This window comes from Psychrobacter sp. Pi2-52, from assembly GCF_904846705.1.
Taxonomy (GTDB): Bacteria; Pseudomonadota; Gammaproteobacteria; order Pseudomonadales; family Moraxellaceae; genus Psychrobacter.
Genome location: NZ_CAJHBS010000004.1, coordinates 46028 through 65343, shown reverse-complemented (window position 1 = coordinate 65343; position 19316 = coordinate 46028). Strand labels below are relative to the sequence as shown.

General features: G+C 41.9%; 12 protein-coding genes and 1 pseudogene. 5 read left to right on the top strand and 8 right to left on the bottom strand.

Annotated elements, in window-relative coordinates; all coding sequences use genetic code 11:
* Window positions 1–374: 374 nt before the first annotated feature.
* Both JMY00_RS03585 and JMY00_RS03580 read right to left on the bottom strand, forming a co-directional pair.
* Window positions 375–1835 (bottom strand): imelysin family protein, encoded by a 1461-nt coding sequence (locus tag JMY00_RS03585; protein ID WP_201579158.1) that lies wholly within the window; start codon window positions 1833–1835, stop codon window positions 375–377.
* 340 nt (window positions 1836–2175) lie between these two features.
* Window positions 2176–2832 carry an OmpA family protein gene (locus JMY00_RS03580; RefSeq protein WP_057761553.1) on the bottom strand — a complete coding sequence of 219 codons (657 nt, stop codon included), beginning with the start codon at window positions 2830–2832 and terminating at the stop codon, window positions 2176–2178.
* Between the two features lie 375 nt (window positions 2833–3207).
* Between JMY00_RS03580 and JMY00_RS03575 the strand changes: the two genes are divergently transcribed.
* From JMY00_RS03575 to minE, 5 genes are all read left to right on the top strand, one after another.
* Window positions 3208–4170, top strand: a complete 963-nt coding sequence (locus JMY00_RS03575; protein ID WP_201579157.1) for an acyltransferase — start codon at window positions 3208–3210, stop codon at window positions 4168–4170.
* Between the two features lie 351 nt (window positions 4171–4521).
* Window positions 4522–5619 carry a hypothetical protein gene (locus JMY00_RS03570; protein WP_240990639.1) on the top strand — a complete coding sequence of 366 codons (1098 nt, stop codon included), beginning with the start codon at window positions 4522–4524 and terminating at the stop codon, window positions 5617–5619.
* Window positions 5620–5690: 71 nt separating this feature from the next.
* Window positions 5691–6515: a septum site-determining protein MinC gene (gene minC, locus JMY00_RS03565; RefSeq protein WP_201579155.1), complete on the top strand. Its 825-nt coding sequence runs from the start codon at window positions 5691–5693 to the stop codon at window positions 6513–6515.
* Between the two features lie 289 nt (window positions 6516–6804).
* Entirely contained in the window at window positions 6805–7617 is an 813-nt protein-coding gene (minD, locus tag JMY00_RS03560; RefSeq protein WP_057761560.1) for a septum site-determining protein MinD, read from the top strand.
* A 2-nt stretch (window positions 7618–7619) separates the two neighbouring features.
* Window positions 7620–7910, top strand: coding sequence for a cell division topological specificity factor MinE (minE, locus tag JMY00_RS03555; protein WP_057762631.1), 291 nt, complete (start codon window positions 7620–7622; stop codon window positions 7908–7910).
* A gap of 85 nt (window positions 7911–7995) precedes the next feature.
* On the opposite strand, the gene JMY00_RS03550 is transcribed toward minE, so the two are convergent.
* From JMY00_RS03550 to JMY00_RS03525, 6 genes and pseudogenes are all read right to left on the bottom strand, one after another.
* Entirely contained in the window at window positions 7996–8523 is a 528-nt protein-coding gene (locus tag JMY00_RS03550; RefSeq protein ID WP_201579154.1) for a cytochrome b, read from the bottom strand.
* 138 nt (window positions 8524–8661) lie between these two features.
* Window positions 8662–9159, bottom strand: a complete 498-nt coding sequence (locus JMY00_RS03545) for a hypothetical protein (protein ID WP_201579153.1) — start codon at window positions 9157–9159, stop codon at window positions 8662–8664.
* A gap of 17 nt (window positions 9160–9176) precedes the next feature.
* A complete protein-coding gene (locus tag JMY00_RS03540; protein WP_201579152.1) occupies window positions 9177–10172 on the bottom strand; it encodes a chemotaxis protein CheB in 996 nt (331 codons plus the stop codon).
* A complete protein-coding gene (locus JMY00_RS03535) occupies window positions 10162–17037 on the bottom strand; it encodes an Hpt domain-containing protein (RefSeq protein WP_201579151.1) in 6876 nt (2291 codons plus the stop codon). Before JMY00_RS03535 ends, JMY00_RS03540 begins: the two co-directional genes overlap by 11 nt.
* Window positions 17038–17067: 30 nt before the next feature.
* Window positions 17068–17925, bottom strand: a complete 858-nt coding sequence (locus JMY00_RS03530) for a CheR family methyltransferase (RefSeq protein ID WP_201579150.1) — start codon at window positions 17923–17925, stop codon at window positions 17068–17070.
* A 188-nt stretch (window positions 17926–18113) separates the two neighbouring features.
* Window positions 18114–19214 (bottom strand): annotated as a pseudogene (locus JMY00_RS03525) (methyl-accepting chemotaxis protein); the annotation flags it as partial.
* Between the last annotated feature and the right edge of the window lie 102 nt (window positions 19215–19316).

The window sequence follows — 19316 nt, the reverse complement described above, 5'->3', positions numbered from 1 at the left end:
AAGGTATATGTCGTAGGATTTGAGTAGCAAGAGGGGAATCAGAGGGGTTAACATAATTGGCGTTCATAGAAATTAATTGCCTTAGCGCTAGAGTAGAACCATTAAAATTTTGTCATACCATCTCATTATATGTCGTCACAATCATTGCTTATCGACATATAATGAAATGGTAAACCGGCCAATTGGCTTATTTAATGCTCGTAAAAATGCGTTGCCAACGGTGGCTGACAACGCACGTATTATATCTAATCTAAGTATCCAATAAACAGCGGTTGCTGACCTATAACGACTAATAAAACGTCGCAAAGCCAATGAAAGGCTTTTAAATAAGTGCCGCTAGCTTATAGATAAGGACCGCTAGCCTAAATTTTTTCTTAAAATTGTGACCCGGCATCTGCGTCTAGATTATCGATTCCAACTGCTTTTGCAGCGTTTTCGATACTGGCGGTCAGCTCTTGTAAGCTAGTGATGCCCGCTTCAACCCATCCACGACGGACGTTTTGTTCTTCAGCAGAGATACCTTCTTGGCTAGCTTGACCGACAGTTGCAATCATCTGGTCAATCTTGATACCGTCTTTTTCGCCTTTTTCAACGATAACGTTAAACGCGCCTTCTACTTTGTTGAACTCAGCAGCCAATTTATCAGCAGCTTCTGTGTGGCCGTTATCCGTCAGATAATCTTTGATACCGTAGCCGCCCACTGTCTTACCAGCGACTGTTGTATAGCTACCATTAAAGACGTTTTGAATACCGCGCGCATTATTGGCATAGCTCAAATGAGTCAAATCACTAAAGCATTCGTGCTCATCTTCGGTAGAGCCAGTAACAAAAGCGACCTGCATACGCTCAGACGCAAGCTCACCTAATGCTAGGCTACCCATTTGATACATAATTTGGCGCAGACCATTGTCATATTTGCGCGCTATCAAATCACTACGCAAGGTATTTTCAGTATCAGGCTGCCACTGGGCTTCCATCGCGGTCAAATCATCGACCAATAGTTGAGTTGCAGCAGTTAAGAACTCACCACGGCGCTCACAGATACTGGCATCTTCATTGGCGGTCTCACCACTAGTACACTGTCCAGCTTCAGTCGCATAGTCAGTGACTGGGCGATTACCTGCGCCTTCTTTCACACCGTTGTTGTCTTGACCCCACAGCATAAACTCAATCGCATGATAGCCAGTCGTTACGTTGGCTTCACTACCACCGATTTCATTCATTTCTGCGAGTAGCTCAGGTGTGATTGTACTGGTATCTTGCTTGATACTACCGACAGTAATGCTGTCGCTATTGATGATGTTCTCTTGGCTGTTATATTCGCCTTCATAGTCATCACCAACATAATCAATCAGCGCTTCATCAAGTGGCCAAGCATTGATCTGCCCTTCCCAGCTATCGATGCTGTTGATAGCACGTTTATCATTGGCAGTCACAAAGCCTTCATCGAAACGGAAAATCTCAGTTTGTGAATATGGTTGGCGTGCTGCTTTATAGGCAGCTTTTGCAGCATCAAGGTTTTCTTGTGTTGGAGTGGCCACGTATGTTTCTACCGCAGTTTGTAGCGCTTTAGCCGTGTCCAACGAATCTTTATAAGCGGCGTGTGCCATATTTGCATAACTGATAATCAATCTATCAATATGTGCTTTTTCGGCAGCAGTCATCTCTGGATTATCCGCTGTCTCTGTGTTTGCTACTTCTGTTTGCGTTTCTGTCGCAGCATTGGTGTCTTCATCGGCTTGCTTTGTACAGCCCGACACCATTAACAATCCTGCAAGTGCAGCAGCTAAAGTAGTTGGTAAAAGCTTACGGCTCGTTACTGTGGTAATCGTCATACATATCCTCAAGAAATATAGCAAAAAATTCGTTTTGGTTAAGTAGCCTCAATTATTTTGATAATCAAGCCATGTTACAGCAGGCTATCTTAGCCATGCACATTGATTCTCAGTGCGCACGATAAGACGTTTAATATTGTATCAATAGCAAACACTGACAAATTATAGTGTTATTGATAATCATTATCAATATTTAATTTAATATTAACTATATCTATTAATCATCACTGTTTTATTCAAACTGAAAACACAAAAAAAGAGCCAGCATATCGCTGGCTCTTTTTAAAATATATGTGCTCAAATATCTAGCACATACTTAATAGCTATATATAACTATTGATTAGTTTACGCTCTGTGGTGCGTTAACTGTTAGCTCAACACGGCGGTTTTGACCACGGCCATATTCAGTATTGTTGTCTGCGATCGGACGTGACTCGCCGTAAGCAACAACGTTTACACGGTTTGAAGCAACACCGCGAGCTGTTAAGTAGTTAGCAACTGAGTAAGCACGATCACGTGACAGACCCATGTTATAAGATGCTGAACCTTTGCTATCAGTGTGACCAGCGATAGTAATTGTGTTTTGGTTGTACTGGTTCATTGTTGAAGCAAGCTTATCAAGCGTTGGCTTGAATGATGAGCTAAGGGTTGCATCATCAAATGAGAACGTGATGCTACCTGGCATAACCAAATCAATGTTACCAGTGGTTGGGTTCTGCTCAACAGTTACGCCTGTGCCAGCCATTTGCTGCTCAAGTTGACGAGCTTGACGCTCCATGTAGTAACCAACGCCTGCACCTAGTGCTGCGCCGATAGCTGCATCACGACCAGTTTTGTCGCCGCCTGTTGCTTTTGAAATAGTTGCACCACCTGCTGCACCAACTAGACCACCTAGAGCAGCTTTGTTTAGACGCTGTTGTCCAGTGTTTGGATCTGTTGTACAACCGCTAAGTGCTAGACCTGATGCTACTGCTGCAATCATTAAAGTATTACGCATAATATTTCCTCTTAAGTTTAAAAAATCGTGCTTTTTATAAAGATTGTCCATTAATCTTTTTTAAGTACTTATCTACATTCCCCATTATTATGGCAACTACAACCTATCTCTGTGTAATATTTTGTCATACCTATGTATGAGAAGTGCAGGTTATATTTCAATGATTTTATAGGTCAAATCTTCGCGCCTTGCTACCACTAGTCACGTTTACAACCGTACACTACAACATGTTTCTGCTAAAATTATATCGCTAGATTTGTCGGCTTTAAATAGTCATGATTTAAAGCTTTACGGTCATAATATTACTGACTTGACTAGGACAGATTCAGCGACATACGGCTTATTATTAATCAGATAGACTGAAAAGGATTGAGCATGCGATTGACATCTACCATTCGAAAAATGCATAAACGTTCGCCTAAATTAGGCAAAGCTGTGTCGCTTGCAACAGCTACTGGTGTCATCGCCGCCAATAGCTTCGGTGGTAGTATTCCTTTATGGCTAATGGGCGTCGGTAAAGTCATTACTGGCGCCTCTATTGCAGACAAAGCCGTCATAAAAATTGCTACTCACTGGATCAGTAGCAACAGTGCCTTAATCGACAATATGTTGCCTCGCAAAGATTGGCGTATCAGTCTACCCGACGATATTCATACCAATGGTAAATACCTACTGGTGAGCAACCACCAATCATGGGTCGATACTAGCATCGTGCAGTATATTGGCGAAAAACGTTTACCACTCACGCGATTTTTTACTAAGTTTGAGCTGATCTACATCCCTATCGTTGGTCAAGCTTTTTACTTTTTAGATTTTCCAATGATGCGCCGACATTCAAAAGAAGCCATCGCCAAAAATCCTGCGCTAAAAGGCAAGGACATCGAAGAAGCCAAACGTGCCTGCGCCCTACTAAAAAACAAACCGTTTACCTTATTAAATTATTTGGAAGGTACTCGTTTTACCAAAGCCAAACAAGCTCAGCAAAAATCGCCTTATACGCACTTACTGAAACCTCGTGCAGGTGGATTATCATTGGCTATTAGCGCACTAGGTGAAGATATCGATGGCATACTAGACATGACAATCGTATACCCTGATGGTGTGCCAAGCTATGGGGATCTTTGGAAAGGTAATATCAAACGCTTGGGCGTTGATTTGCGCTACATCAATATACCAGATGCCTTGTTCGAAAGTATCAAGCAAGGTGGCTACGAAAATGATGAAGATACAAAAGCTCAAATGTTCGACTGGGTTGAACAAGTGTGGCGTCAAAAAGATGAACGTATTAGCACTATGTTGGCAGATTTTGAAACCAATCCTAAAACGCAAGATGCCTAACAAAGACGCTCAGCAATACTAAACTGGCTGACTGTTAGACCTTATCAAATACCAAGCACAGTTTATGCAAGCGTACTAAGTAATAAATATCGATAACGAGATAAAAAGTTATTGAGGAACAAAGTTACGGGTACAAATGTCACAATAGTCATATCTTACTTATGATGCTTACTGTTCAAACAGCCATGCATCATAAGTAAATTTTAATCAAAGATGGGTTGTTTTTTAGCCTTATTCATTGATAATGTGACTAATCATGAACCCATAGATTTTCGATGTCTACTTTGATAGTAAATGGTAGTAAATATCGATTTCTGACCCATTCTTTGTGCCATTTATTACTTATAAGGTATGACTGTGCCCACCTCTACTACTAGCTCGCCGTTAGCTACCGAATCTGTTTTGAGTCAGCCTCCTTATCCAATAAGTGATGAGCCGCCAAAACCGAACCATCCAAAGCCGAGTCGCTTTAAGCTCACTTACGATATCGTCATGATTATTGCCATCAGTATTGATCTGCTATTGATCAGTATCGATGCTATTTTGATGAGCAATTTTAGTAGTAATGCTGCCAATTGGCTAACGGTGAGCGACGCACTTATCTGGTATCAAACAACGTTGCATGATCCTCTACGCACTTCTGGAGGTTTTTTTACTATCTTTTTGGTTATTGAGTTGCTATTGCGCTGGGCGATTGCCATCAAACAAAAAGTCTATTATCGCTGGTTCTTTTTCCCATTCGTTCATTGGTATGAAGTATTAGGCTGTTTTCCGCAGCTACGTGCTTTACGACTGCTGCGAGCGGTGGTTATTGGACTACGTCTATATCAGCTTGGCTATCAAGTACTGCCGCAGGCGTGGATCAATCGAATCAAGTTCTACATTGACCTACTGTTAGAAGAGCTCTCCGATCGCGTTATTTTGACAGCGATACAAAATTTTCGACAAGAGCTAACCAGTTCAGACACGCATAAATCATTCATCGAGTCGACCATTGCAAAAAATCGAAATGAGATTGAAGCAGCCGTATTATCCGTGCTGCGTACAGAGCTTGCACCAAAGCTGCAGGAATTGGCTGCCTCATCAGGTGGCGGCAGTATATTGGCAAGCGAGATGGGCAATGCTATTGAAGAAGGGTTGGCCAACACACCTGAGTTGCGCCGCTATCTACGCATGATACCGATCGCGGGCAGCCTGATTGAATCACAGCTACATCACGTCGGGCACAATATCGGTGAAAACGTCGTCAATGCATTAAACAAGCGACTTTTAGACCCTAAGCGCTTGGATATATTAATGATGGAAATTGCTAGCGGTATTGCGCAAATAGATACCAATAATACAGCGCTAGATACCTTAATTTCTAGTATCATTGATGACAGTTTGACTGCGTTTGAAGCGCAAGTAAAAGTGCAGCAATGGAAGCACCAAGATATGCTAAATCTATAGTTTAGCTATCTAATAGCATGACGTAATAAGAGACATAATACCGTGACAGAATTATTTTTAAGGGTTTGTATATGACAGTTTCAGCTAACGATAACCAGACTGCACCAGCGCTAGCTTTCTATGGCAAGATGCTGACGTTTTCACGCGTACAGTTTAGTACAAGCGATCTAGCAGCTATAGAAGCTCAGCTAACTGAAACGCTCAGCAATAAATCGAGCAATAGTCCTATCCTTATTGATAGTGACGTTGAGCAGGATTTATCAGCATTGGTAGAGCTGTTATGGGCATGGGGGTTACAGCCTATTGGCGTGGTGACAGGTATGCTTGATGCGCAAGCACGTGAGCAGCGCTTAGCGATATTTCCAGCAGATGGTAAGCGTATTGAGCGTATATTACCAAGTAAAAAAGTGCCTATCCCTACCCAACCATCACCAGAGAATAACAATGCCGAAGCAGTTAATGCTAATAGCGTCGTTGATACTTCTACCACGAGCGAACCTGCTACTGAAACCACACTATCTAATATGCCCACCGAGACGTTGGTAAGCACTCAGCATATTACCAGCTTAATCTATGATAAAATGTTGCGTTCAGGACAAAGTCTCAATCACGTTGGTGGCGACTTGATCTTGACCAGTAGTATCAATAGCGGCGCTGAAGCGATTACTGACAATAGCTTGCATGTATATGGCCGTGCACAAGGACGTTTGGTGGCAGGCGCAACAGGGGATAAAGATGCCCGTATATTCTGCCAAGTCTTTAATCCGTCATTGGTGTCAGTAGCAGGAACCTATTGCTTACGAGACAACTTACCTGAGCATGTTATCGACAAGTCGGTGCAAGTAAAATTTGTAGAAGGCGAAGGCTTAGTATTTACCGTGATGGATGAAGCTTAGAACGCTATTAAAAATAATACACCGTGAAGTGACTTTATAGAAAACTAAGGTAGTTAAGCTGCTCTATTCGACAAGCCAAAAACCATAGTTATGACTCTACTAATACCACGCAGAGAGGCTAATTGAGCGATACATAGGTTGTTTTTCTGCTTTAGTATCGAGCTGCTATAATTTTTTGTTTATTTATGCTAGGCTAGCTTCGAAGATAGTGTATATATGTTAGGTTAATAACATGTAATTTTGCTATTTATATAAAAGATATCCCATTGATTCATAGGAGTGTGCCATTGTGGCGAAGATAGTTGTAATCACTTCAGGTAAAGGCGGTGTGGGTAAAACCACGACAAGTGCTTCTTTTGCCGCTGGTTTGGCGTTACGTGGCTATAAAACGGTTGTTATCGACTTTGATGTAGGTCTACGTAATCTAGACTTAATCATGGGTTGCGAAAACAGAATTGTTTATGACTTCGTAGATGTCATCACTGGAAATGCGCGCTTGTCGCAAGCACTTGTCAAAGACAAACAGCTTGAAAACCTGTATATCCTGCCAGCCAGTCAGACGCGTGATAAAGACGCATTGACTGACGAAGGGGTATCAGAGGTAATGGCTGAGCTCTCTAAACAGTTTGACTATATCATCTGTGACTCGCCTGCTGGTATTGAGCGCGGTGCACAGCTAGCGATGTACCATGCGGACGAAGCTATTATTGTCACTAACCCTGAGATCTCTTCAGTGCGTGACTCAGATAGAATCATCGGTATTCTGCAAAGTCAGACGAAAAAAGTAGAAGAGAACCAAGGGACTGTTCGCGAGCATTTGATTATCACTCGTTATAATCCTGAACGTGCGGCTGCCAATGAGATGATGGATATTGATACTATCTCGAACGATATCCTAAAAGTTCCACTACTTGGTGTTGTTCCCGAGAGCCATTCAGTGCTCGAAGCGTCCAACCATGGCGAACCAGTTATCCATTATACTGACTCTGTTGCTGGTCAATGTTATGAAGACATTGTCGCCCGTTTCTTGGGTGAAGAGCGTCCACTACGTCATATTGACGTGAAGAAAAAGAGTCTATTACAGCGCTGGTTTGGGGGATAATGATGACTAAGAAAAAAGGATTTTGGAGTAGCCTATTTGGTACTGACGACAACAGTAACGCAGGTAGTGCAAATTTAGCAACTGAGCGTTTAAAAGTTATCGTTGCTAGCGAAAACAGATTGAACAATCGCTTAACGGTTGATCGTATCGAAAAAATGAAACGTGAAATCTTAGAAGTTGTGAACAAATACGTTAACGGTGTGCAGATTGATGATGTCAATATTAACCATCGTTCTGAAGACAGCTTAGATGTGTTAGAGATGAATATTAATTTGCCTGAGCATAAGAAATAGCATTCTAACAGTACGTATTTCTACAATGAATAAAAAAAGCCCCAAGTTTGATACTTGGGGCTTTTTGATGTTTATCGATTATAGATTATTTCATACGGGCAATGAGATTGTCTTTTTTGACAAACTGATGGTATAGCGCGGCGGCTATATGCAAGACCGTAAAACCAATAATCATTGGCCAGATAATCTCAGTATGCAAGTTATTGTAAAAACGAGCCAAGCTTCTATCTGGGGTCACGAATACAGGGATCTGAAAGATACCGAAAATATCAACCGGTCGACCGCCATATACTGCCATCAATAAGCCAACCAGTGGCATAGCAATCAGTATGGCATAGAGAGCAAAATGTGACAGCTGAGATACGAGCATTTGCCATTTTGGCATGGCTAACGGTGGTGGCGCCTTAGTAAAAACGCGGTTGATGACTCGGGCAATCATCCAAAATAACAAGCTCACGCCAAACGCTTTATGATATCCAATAAACAGATTGCTATCTAAATTCTCATATAGCAGTATCATTATCCATGTGACTAACAGTAAAGCTGCACTAATCCAATGAAAAATACGGCTACTAACCGACCACTTTGATACATTCGAGTTGGCATTATTCATGAGTGACTCTACTACCTTTATCAGGAATTATCTCTAATCGATTTTATAAGCCAGCTAATGCTCTTCAATAGATGAAGTCATTAACATTACTGGCTTACTATTTATAGAATGGAGAATACCTTAAATAACGATAAGAATCTAGCCATCTAAATCAATCAGGTGATAGGCAATTTTATCCAAATCTGGCACTAAATAGATTTCGTCATCAATCATTACTGTTTGATATAGGTAAGATGAGATGTCATTTTTATCAAAATACTCTTCCCTATCTTTGCCATTGGTAGTACTAAACTGTTCCGGTGTCTCTACATCTTTGACTTCAGAAATTCGTGCTTGCAGCTGACGCAAATCACCTGCCGTCTGTAAGGCAAAACGGTGATCAGTCGTATTACCTTCCAAAACAATCATTTTTTCTGGAGTTTGATTTTGCAGTAGCAAATTAAATACAGCCAAATCTTGTTGTTGCCAATCGTATCTAGAAACCTGCTGCTGGGACTCATTCACACTCAAAATTAGGCTGCTTGGAATGATCCAGTCCGGCTGGTTAGCTGCTGGAACAATAGTAACGTCAAGCATACCGTTGTTGGTAGTCAACAGACTCACAGCCTCAAACGAATGTTTTAAAATTTGTGTCATACGTCACTCGCAATAAGTTAATGTGAATGGCTATCTGCCCTTTCACCAATGTAATCGGTTAGTTTTTTTGCTAAATCGGTAGGGCTACCAACAAAATTGCAATACCCTGAGTCAATGATAGCCTGAGGTTGACTTGGACATGCGCTTAATCTCGGATCTTGTGCCCATAATTGACTGTTATTATCTTGGATTAAATCTAGATACTGAGAGCCATCATTACCCATACCTGAAAATATAATATTAATAAGCTCGCTACCATGAACATCACTGGTATTTTTGAGCAGCTGCCCGATTGCAGGCTTATATTCACCATGCCAATCTTGATCCAATAGTATCACGCGACCTGTTGAATCACAGACAACCTGCTTATCAATAGGTACTATCAGACACTCTCCTGCTCGTAGCCGCTGTGAAGAAGCGATAATCTTACAGCGCCAGTCGTTATGACGATTAAGTATGCGGGGCAACGTACCAATCATAGCCTGATTAAAATGATGTGCCAATAAAATACAAATTGGTAGTGTGGCTGGTACGTTATCTAAAAACTCTTTGACCGCGCTAGGACCACCCATAGAAGCACCCAAAAATACGACATAATGCCAGTCAGTATCAGCACTCTTGTAAGCTGGAGCATCTACCAATATTGGCAAGTCAAGCAATTGGGCAAATTTACGCTTTAACTTACGTTGCCACTTTGCATATTCTTGTGATTCGTTTAGATACGGTGCTTGACTGAAGCCCACTAGTACTGCCGCTGGTTTGGATGCCACCGTCGCTATTGCCACACTGTCATCATAATCACTGTCTATCAGCCAAATATCGATAGCTGAGTTAGAAAGCGCACCTGTTTCCCGCCACTGTGCTCGTGACACACAGCCGACCAGCGTAAAGCCGAAGCCACGTACCGTATCTGAAAACGCCATGCGCTGGCGATGGTCTTCTGCCACCACCATCACTTTAATATCGTTTCTATTTTTTTTTCGCAGCGCTAAAACACGTGCATTATCCTTCATTAGTCAGGCTGACCCCTTCACCTAGTAATTTTTGCATTTTATCAAGCAGCTCTTTTTCTTGGAATGGTTTACCCATATAGTCATTCACACCAATCTCTAAGGCACGTTCACGATGCTTTTCGCCAGTACGTGATGTTATCATAATAATCGGAATTTGCTTTAGACGACTATTATATCGGACTTGAGTGGCGACCTCGAAGCCGTCCATACGAGGCATTTCGATATCAAGCAATATCATATCTGGTGTCATATCTTGCAATATCTCAATTGCATCAATACCATCTTTAGCGACTGCCACATTGAACCCTTGGCGCTCTAAGAAACGTGAGGTTACTTTACGTACCGTCACAGAGTCATCGACGACTAGAATGGTAGATTTAGATTCTATACGTCCTCTTTTAGCATCAGCAGCTTTCGTAATATTCTTAACCAATTGCGCATTACGCATAAGAGCAATCAGATCTAAGATGAGCATGACCGAGCCATCACCCATGATAGTAGCAGCTGAAACTCCTGGAATATTTGATAATTGTTGTCCTAAAGGTTTGACAACAACTTCTATGCGCGAACCTGCAATCTGATCCACTTGCAAAGCAATATTCTGTCCGGTACGGTTTTTAATAATGATAAGCGGTAAGCTAGTATTGGTATTTACGACCAACTCATTTAACTTATTACCTGATAAAATCTCATTTAGGTAGCGTACTCGATACTCAGTGTCTTCAAAATTCAATGTGGCATCATTTGATTGATAATAGTCATAGAGCTTCTCTGGATTCACTCGAACCACACGCTCAATCTGTACCAATGGAATCGCATAGTAGCGATCTGCAGCACGAACAACCAACGCGTCAGACACGGCTACTGTCAGTGGTAAGCGCATCGTAAAACTAGAGCCTTTACCCAACTCTGAAACAACGGATACTGAGCCACCTAGTTGGCGAATCTCACTAATAACAACGTCCATACCAACGCCGCGTCCAGAAATCTGAGTCACTTGCTGACTCGTACTTAATCCAGCGTTGAAAATATATTGTATAATATCAAGGTCTGACAAACTATTATCGTCTGCATCAATTAGACCCTGAGAGATGGCTTTACTACGTACTGCTTCAACATCAATGCCTCGCCCATCATCTGTTAATTGAATGACGATCTCACTACCTTCACGATGCACTTCAAGGGTAATACGGCCGCTACGCTCTTTGCCTGACTTTAGACGGGTCGATGTGGTTTCAATACCATGGTCGACAGCATTACGTAACATATGCTCAAGCGGTGACGTAATGCGCTCTAGGATGGTTCTATCCATCTCGTCATCAGCATTAATGATGGACAATTCAACAGACTTATTAAGCTCGTTAGCTGTTTGACGTACGATACGTTCAAGACGTGGTGTCAAGCGCGTAAATGGCACCATACGTGAATTCATCAAACCATCTTGCAGTTCAGTCTGGGTACGAGACAACTGTAGCAGTAGGCTTTCACTATCACGGGTTTTTTCTAATAATGTATGGTTAATATCAACCAAATCCGAGGCTGACTCTGTTAAAGATTTAGACAGCTGATTCAAAGATGAGTATTGATCCATCTCTAGAGGGTCAAAGTCTTCATTATCGATGAGTTCCTCATCTATCTGAGACAAAATCTGTGCTTCTAGCTCGATCTCCATACGACGTAGCTGATCTGCCAGGCGTTGTACTGTCGTACCCATCTCTTCGATACTGTTTGTTAAACTACTGATACCCATATCGATACGAGCACGGTTAATCGCTGACTCACCAGATAGATTAATCATGTGCTCAATCAAACCACCCGAGATACGAATCATCTCATTGCTACTAGTGCTCTGATCTTCCTCGTGAGTATCTCTAAGCATAGACGGCATTTCACTGATATCTTTTGCAAGATACTGCGAATCTTGGTTTTCTTTGGCAATCAAGATTGCTTCACGCTGGGCTTGTAGAGACTCTTTAGGTATCGTTTTTAGGCTATCAGGGTTTCTACCAAATTGCTCCAACGCTTCAATTAATAGCGTAGGCGTCGGTGGATTAACATGTTGTTGAAGAATAAATACTGCATCAGCTAGCCAATCATGACTTGCAACCAGCAACTCTAATACTTTTTTGGTGGCTGGACGTCGATTACTGACAAAGTCTGTATAAACCGACTCCATCTCGTGAGCCAAGTCAGCAATACCAGAGGCAGTGACCATTCGTGCGCCACCCTTTATGGTATGCAAATCACGTTGGAGCGCTTGCAACGCTGTGGTATTACTCGTGTCTTTTAAGAACAAGTGTAGATACTTATTACGATTGGTAAGCTCTTCTGCCTCTTCTAAAAATACCGCTAATATATCAGGATCAGGAAGTCCGTTAGCCCATGATTGTTTAATCATGCTATCCAGACTTAGGGTACTCAATACCTCATTATCACTGTCAACAACATTGGCAGCAATGCTACGCTCTGTAGGTTCAAAATGATTTTTTGGCACTGGTATGACTAGATCGATTACCTCTGGTAACGTTTTTGCTTTTTCAAGCTGGCGCAACTGCTCAATCAGCTCTGGAGTAAAGAAAGATTTCTTATGACTCACAATATGCATCACTTGTAGTGACATGGTGTCTTGCACCATTTGCATGATTTCAAGCCACTGCGCGGTTGGCGCTCTTCGGCTCTCTACAAACGACTCATAGACACTTTCTGCTTCGTGAGTCAAATCGCCAATACTACGGATACCCGCCATCCGTGCACCACCTTTAATCGTGTGCAAATGACGCTGTAGAACCTTTAGCGAATTGATATTGGTGATATCGGCACGCCACTTATTGAAGCTTTCATCTAGTGCAGTATCAAGCTCTTGTGCTTCTTCTAAAAATATTTCTAACAGCTCGATATCAGTGTCAATGGTTTCAAATTGTAGGTCAGCTGCTGGAACGGCTCTAACGATGAAGCCAACGTCTTCATTGTCATTACTTTCTTGATAGATACTCTGTAGATCATCAATGACTTGTTTATCTATTTTTAAGGAGGTACTTCCAGCTAAGGCATCGAACAAGCCTATCAGCTGAGCATGACCTGCATGCAATATCGCTTGAATGTCTTGATTTTGAGCTTTATCGATATGATTACTCAAATAACGATACGCATTACCCAGCTCATCTAAAATCGTGACGAATTTTGGAAATGCTTGCGCCTTTTCCTTGAGAGAAACTATTCGAGAGACTTGCTGCTCTATATAGTCTTGAATATGATCTATCTCAGCATGATTCAGCGCATCATCTAATTCCCACTCAGCATCGAGCAACGTATCAATATTACTGTCTAATAACTCTTCTATCGTCGGTTTATTGTTTGTCATGACAGTAGTGTCATTAGCCACGTATTGCTCACCAAGCATGGCTTGCAATGACGCTATATCATGCTGACTCTGCGAACCATCGTCCTCTGTTGATGCATCATGCTGCTCTACATTTTGCTTATAGTTATTTAGATAACCCTCTATTAATGTGGCTGACTGGGCTAATGCTGCTAAGTGCTGAGCATTCATGCCTATATCTTGTTGTTGTAGTGACTCCAAGCTATGCTCGATGGTCGCACTGACTTCGCTGATAGCGGCCAAAGCACTAGAACCCGAAGCGCCGCGCAAAGTATGAAATGCGCGTACGATTTCATCTGTGATTTCTATATGAGGCTGTTCTCTATTGTCTTTGACAAACTGTTCGATACAGTCAAGCAGCTCTTCCGCTTCATCAATAAATATCTTACAAAATACTTTTTCTTCTTCGGTTTGAGGGGTAAGGACAACCGCTGCCTCTGCCATTTTTTCATTGACCGAATGAAAGGTCTGTAAGGTAGAGTCTATAGCTTCATTACTGTCGTCATCATAAGCATTGTCAGTCTCAGTTGTATCAGACAATGGCATTGTTTTTTCAATCTTATCTATAGAACTATCTATTGACTGTGCAAAAAACGCAGAATAACTAAATTCATTACCCTGCTGTTTGCTATACGCATCAGCACACGCAATCCACACTGGAATAACAGCTGGATAGTCTTGAGTACCCTGTTCAAATGCTATGAGCATATCAGGATAAGCTGCCAATACATCTGTAATTAACTGCCTCATATCAGCTGAGACAGTGACACTATTATCTAAAACACGGTTAAGCATGTTTTCTATAGACCATGCCAGCTCCGCTGTATAGTTAGCGCCTACCATGCGGCCCGAACCTTTCAAGGTATGGAAACCACGGCGAATATCTTTCAAGCCCTCTAGATCGGTCGAATTTTTCTGCCAGCTTTCATACAACGGCACAATTTCTGCCAATACTTCATTGGCCTCTTCTATGAATATCTCTTTGATATCAGGATCTGCATCGTCGGCATCAGCTGGTAGTTGGTTAGTCTCTCTAATAAAAGGTGCAAGACTCTCTGGAATATCCAATGTAGATAGATATTCGTTGATATTCACTTCCTTGTTATTCGAGTCAGTGACTAACTCGGTACTATCGTTATTAGAATCAGTATCAACATCATCAATTTCTAGTAGCGATTTTTCTAATTCTGCATCATCTGACATAAACTCTTTAGGAGCAAGTTCAGTTAGCGTCAGACCAGTGTTTACAGGCTGCTGGCTCATAAGATTACTACTTTGTAAGATAGCAATCGCAGGATCAAAGCTTGGTGGTCGCTGCGCTGAAAAATCTGCTACCAATGCTGGTAGAGTTTTTGTAGTTTCAACCACTAGATTTACAACATCATCTGTTACTGGTAATGTTTTATCTAGTAAACGATTGAGTAGGTTTTCGATTGACCATGCTATCTCGCTGATACTAAAGGCACCAACCATACGACCTGAGCCTTTTAGAGTGTGAAAACCTCTACGCACTTCAGTCAATGGGGTTAGATCTTGTGAGTCTTGCGCCCAGATAGGAAGGAAATCTTCAAGATCAGTGATAATTTCGGTCACTTCTTCGATAAAGATATCGTGGACATCTTCATCTGTTTCAAAGTTATCAGGCTTCACGTGTTCACGAGCCTGCTTTAGTGCATCACTTTCAGTACTATTGGACAGACTCACATTATCTTGTTCAACTACATTTGCATCGTCTATATTGATAACAGGGCTGATCTCGCCACTATCATCGTAACGTACAACATTCGTCGCAGCTGACTCTTGAGTGAGTACAGTCTCGTTAAGCATTGCTGGTGATTCGATATCAGTATCAAGAAGCTGTGTTGCTCTGGCCGTATGTGTATTTGCTAAAGTGAGCAACTGCTGGTCGAAAACCTGCTGCGCAAGATAATCAAGTAATAGCTCAATAGACGTTAAGCTCTCAGCCAACGCCTGCACCAAACTCCAGCTCGGGGTAGTAATATTACGAGTAGTTAACTGTGTAAATAAACTACCAATATCATCCATAGTATGACGAATTTCTGGCAATTCCATATCGTCAAAGGCTTGACCAATACTGGTAAAATCAGTAGACGCTGGTAATAATCCAATATCTTGGTGTTGTATATAGTCGTTGAAGTTTTGCTTTATCTCTTCTACTGCAATTCGAAGCTCACGTAGGCCATCATCGGTAGGAATAGAGTCATGTTTACCTTTTAATTCTGTCTCGTTACTATTTATCACTTCAGGCACAGTAGCGAAAGAGGTTGCCTCACCAATCTTAAGAGAAATGGTTTGCTCAGTACTATAAATAGCGTTGTATAGCTCTTGCAGCTTGCGTTCAATTTGCCACTGCTCTTGCGCAAAACTTGTTTCTGATACGAGAGACTGTTTTAAATCTGCAAGGATTGATTCCACCTGAGACACATAGTAAGTCCAGCCTCGGTTTTTGAGCTGCTCTTTGATATGTTGTAAAGGAGCTACCAAGCTATCTGGATCATCCAGTTTGAAAATAAGCGCATCAAGCTGAGTTAATAATTGCGGTAAAAAACGAGACGCTGTCGTGCTACTTTGAGATACTTTATCCAAAATAGACTGAGTACGTTTGCTACTGTGCGCTAGATAACTCAATTCGACATAGATTGCGGTGGTCAATCTTACAACTATAGTTGAAGGTACTTCATTTGATTGGGCACAAGATTCTATAACTTGATCAAGCTGACCTAATAATGGAGCATAACGCTCAGGAAGTGGTTTCTCGTTTTGGGCCAGATCGCTTAGCAGTAATTCGGTTAAACACCATAGTCTTTGTAAACCACTATCTTGTGTTGTCTGCTTAAGATACTGGCTAGCTTTTTCTAAGGTACTGAGTGCTGACGACTGATTTGTATTAGTGATTAGTAATGCTTGTACTTGCTGACGCCATACAAGTAGCAACTGCTGACACTGTTCACTTGTCAAGCTAGCGGTAGCTTGTTCTGTCGGCACGGCCACTTCAATACTATTGATAATATTTTCGTTATTCGCATGATCATTGATGTATTCATGCTGAATATCACTAATATTTACAAGAAAGTTAGTTTCTATGTCTCGTTGAGACAAAGCTTGGGTCAGCTCATCAACTGCCCTATTTATTAGGCCTATATGATAGATTCCTGTACGCGCATACTGATTGATCTCTCGTTGCAACAATCGATGAGAGAACTGACCTATACGGCGCTCTTTGATAGAAAAATCATCACAACTTTGTAATTCTACGAGTTGACTCAACTTGCTAGCAACATTTGCTAGTAAAGGAAGTTTAAGTATGATGAGTGCACCACTAACCTGATGATAACTTGATATCAGCTGTTCATGGTCGATGCTAGATTCACCTAATTGCCAACCGTCAGATATCTGTGTTAACTGCTGATTGAATAATGGTAGCAACCACTGAAATGTCACGATGTCATTGGGCTGGTTTTTCATAGGTTTATCCTAACTCGTCTATGCACTAATTTAGGCACTAATTTTTTGCCACACATTAACCTGTGGGTGCGCAATGCGGCGCATATTTGAAGGACGCCAGAACAACGCCTCACCTGGAGCCAATACAATATATCCCTCTAACGCGCATTGCTCTGATAACCGTGCCAAAATATCACGCTGATCAAATTTACGAAAATATAGCAGCATGTTTTGGCAAATAATCACATTCTGAAGATGCGTAGTGGGTGGTATTTTTTCAATAATATTGTGTACAGAAAAATTGACATGCGGTTGCAATACAGGGGCTACCTGCCAATTCTCCTGGATACTATTAGCCGCTTCTGGTGTGCTAGGCTTCAATCTGTTTAATCTACCTTTAGATGGCAGCGGCTGAACAAACGACTGACATGATTGCGGGATTAAAGTTTGCTGCCTGTTATCATACTGCCCCAACCGTGCGCTTTTAATAGCCTCTTCACTGATGTCTGTCCCTAATATGACATAGTCTTGACATCGCTGTACGGCCAAGCTCATGGCCAGTGACCAAGCTTCTTGTCCACTTGCGCAGCCAACACTCCAAATACGAAATAAACTCTCAATATTGTCTGCTTTATAATGCTGGAGTGCATACTTTGTGACAAAATCGATAGAGGGTCTATGTCGAAAAAACCGACTCTCATGAATGAGTACTTTATCCAGCAACTGCTGACGCAACTCATCACTTTTCGATAATTGATACCATAATTGTTGAACATTCAATCCGTTCGACATAGCCGTACAGTCGATTGCATTAGCCAGCCACTGTAGCTGTATGTCTGGCAGCACAAATCCAGTCTCTTGCTCTATATACTTCTGCCATCGCTGCACATCCAAACTGTCGACTTTCATCAAAGTATTACCCAATGTCAGATCAACTGTATTCAGCAGATGATTTAGCTAATTAACGTTATTTAAGCTAGATAAATCATCTACTATAATTACGGCTTCTTTCTATCATTCTTGATACAGCAGCAAATTTATTCAATACGCAGAACAATCAAATGCTGTCGATCTTGTCCTAAAAGAATAAATAATCACTAAACGCTTTCTTTCAATGCGCCTTCCGTATCCAACACTTCATAATCTACTAGCTCGTCGTCGTTCGATACTTTGAAGCCTGTTACCGATTCCTGTAGTGCTGCTGCCATTTCACTTAGCTCACCAATAGAACGGGCTGTTGCCATCGTTCCAGAAGAAGTTTGTGAGGTAATATCTTGAATGATGTTCATGGTGTGAGAAATATGACCAGCAGACTCAGCCTGTTGTAATGCAGCATTTGAGATGTTTTGAATCAAGTCAGCCAAGGTGTTAGAAACGCTCTGTACTTCTTCTAGTGCTTCACCCGCATCTTTCGCTAAGCGTGTGCCGCGTACAACTTCAGAAGTTGTCGATTCCATTGACATAACCGCTTCGTTGGTATCGGCCTGAATGGTTTTTACCAATGTTTCAATCTGCTTAGTAGCGTTCGCTGAACGCTCAGCCAGACGCTGTACCTCATCAGCAACAACCGCGAAGCCTCGGCCCGCTTCCCCTGCCATCGATGCCTGAATAGCGGCGTTCAATGCCAAAACGTTAGTCTGGTCAGCAATATCGTTAATTAGTCCAACGATATCACCAATCTCTTGCGAAGACTCACCAAGACGCTTAATACGTTTTGACGTTTCTTGAATCTGATCACGAATAACGTTCATACCCTCAATAGAGCGTTGTACAACTTCTGCTCCATTGTGAGAAATAGCAACTGAACGCTGGGCAACCGTTGCAGATTCCGCAGCGTTGTTTGAAACCTGATCAATTGAGACAGTCATCTCATTAATAGCGGCTGATACACCAGCAATCTCTTGTGCCTGGTGTTCAGAAGCTTCGGCCAGTTCAACAGCATTCATCTGCGTTTGATCTGAAGACTGCGATACGCGGTCAGCAGTGCTGTTAATAACCAGTACCAGCTGTCGCAATTGGTCAATTGCAAAGTTGACTGAATCAGCAATTGCCCCTGTAAAATCTTCTGATACAGTCGCGTTGACTGTCAAATCACCTTCTGCCAAATCACCCAATTCATCAAGCAGACGTAAAATAGCGATCTGGTTACGTTCGTTTTCTTCTTGGATTTGACGCGCTCGCTCAGACTCAGCTTCTGCTTCTTGGCGACGACGCAAGGTTTCTTTTTCAATAAGCGATCGCTCTGATCCACCACGGTTTTTCAGTAGCTGGTACAAAGCAAACAGAATCCCTAATGCGCC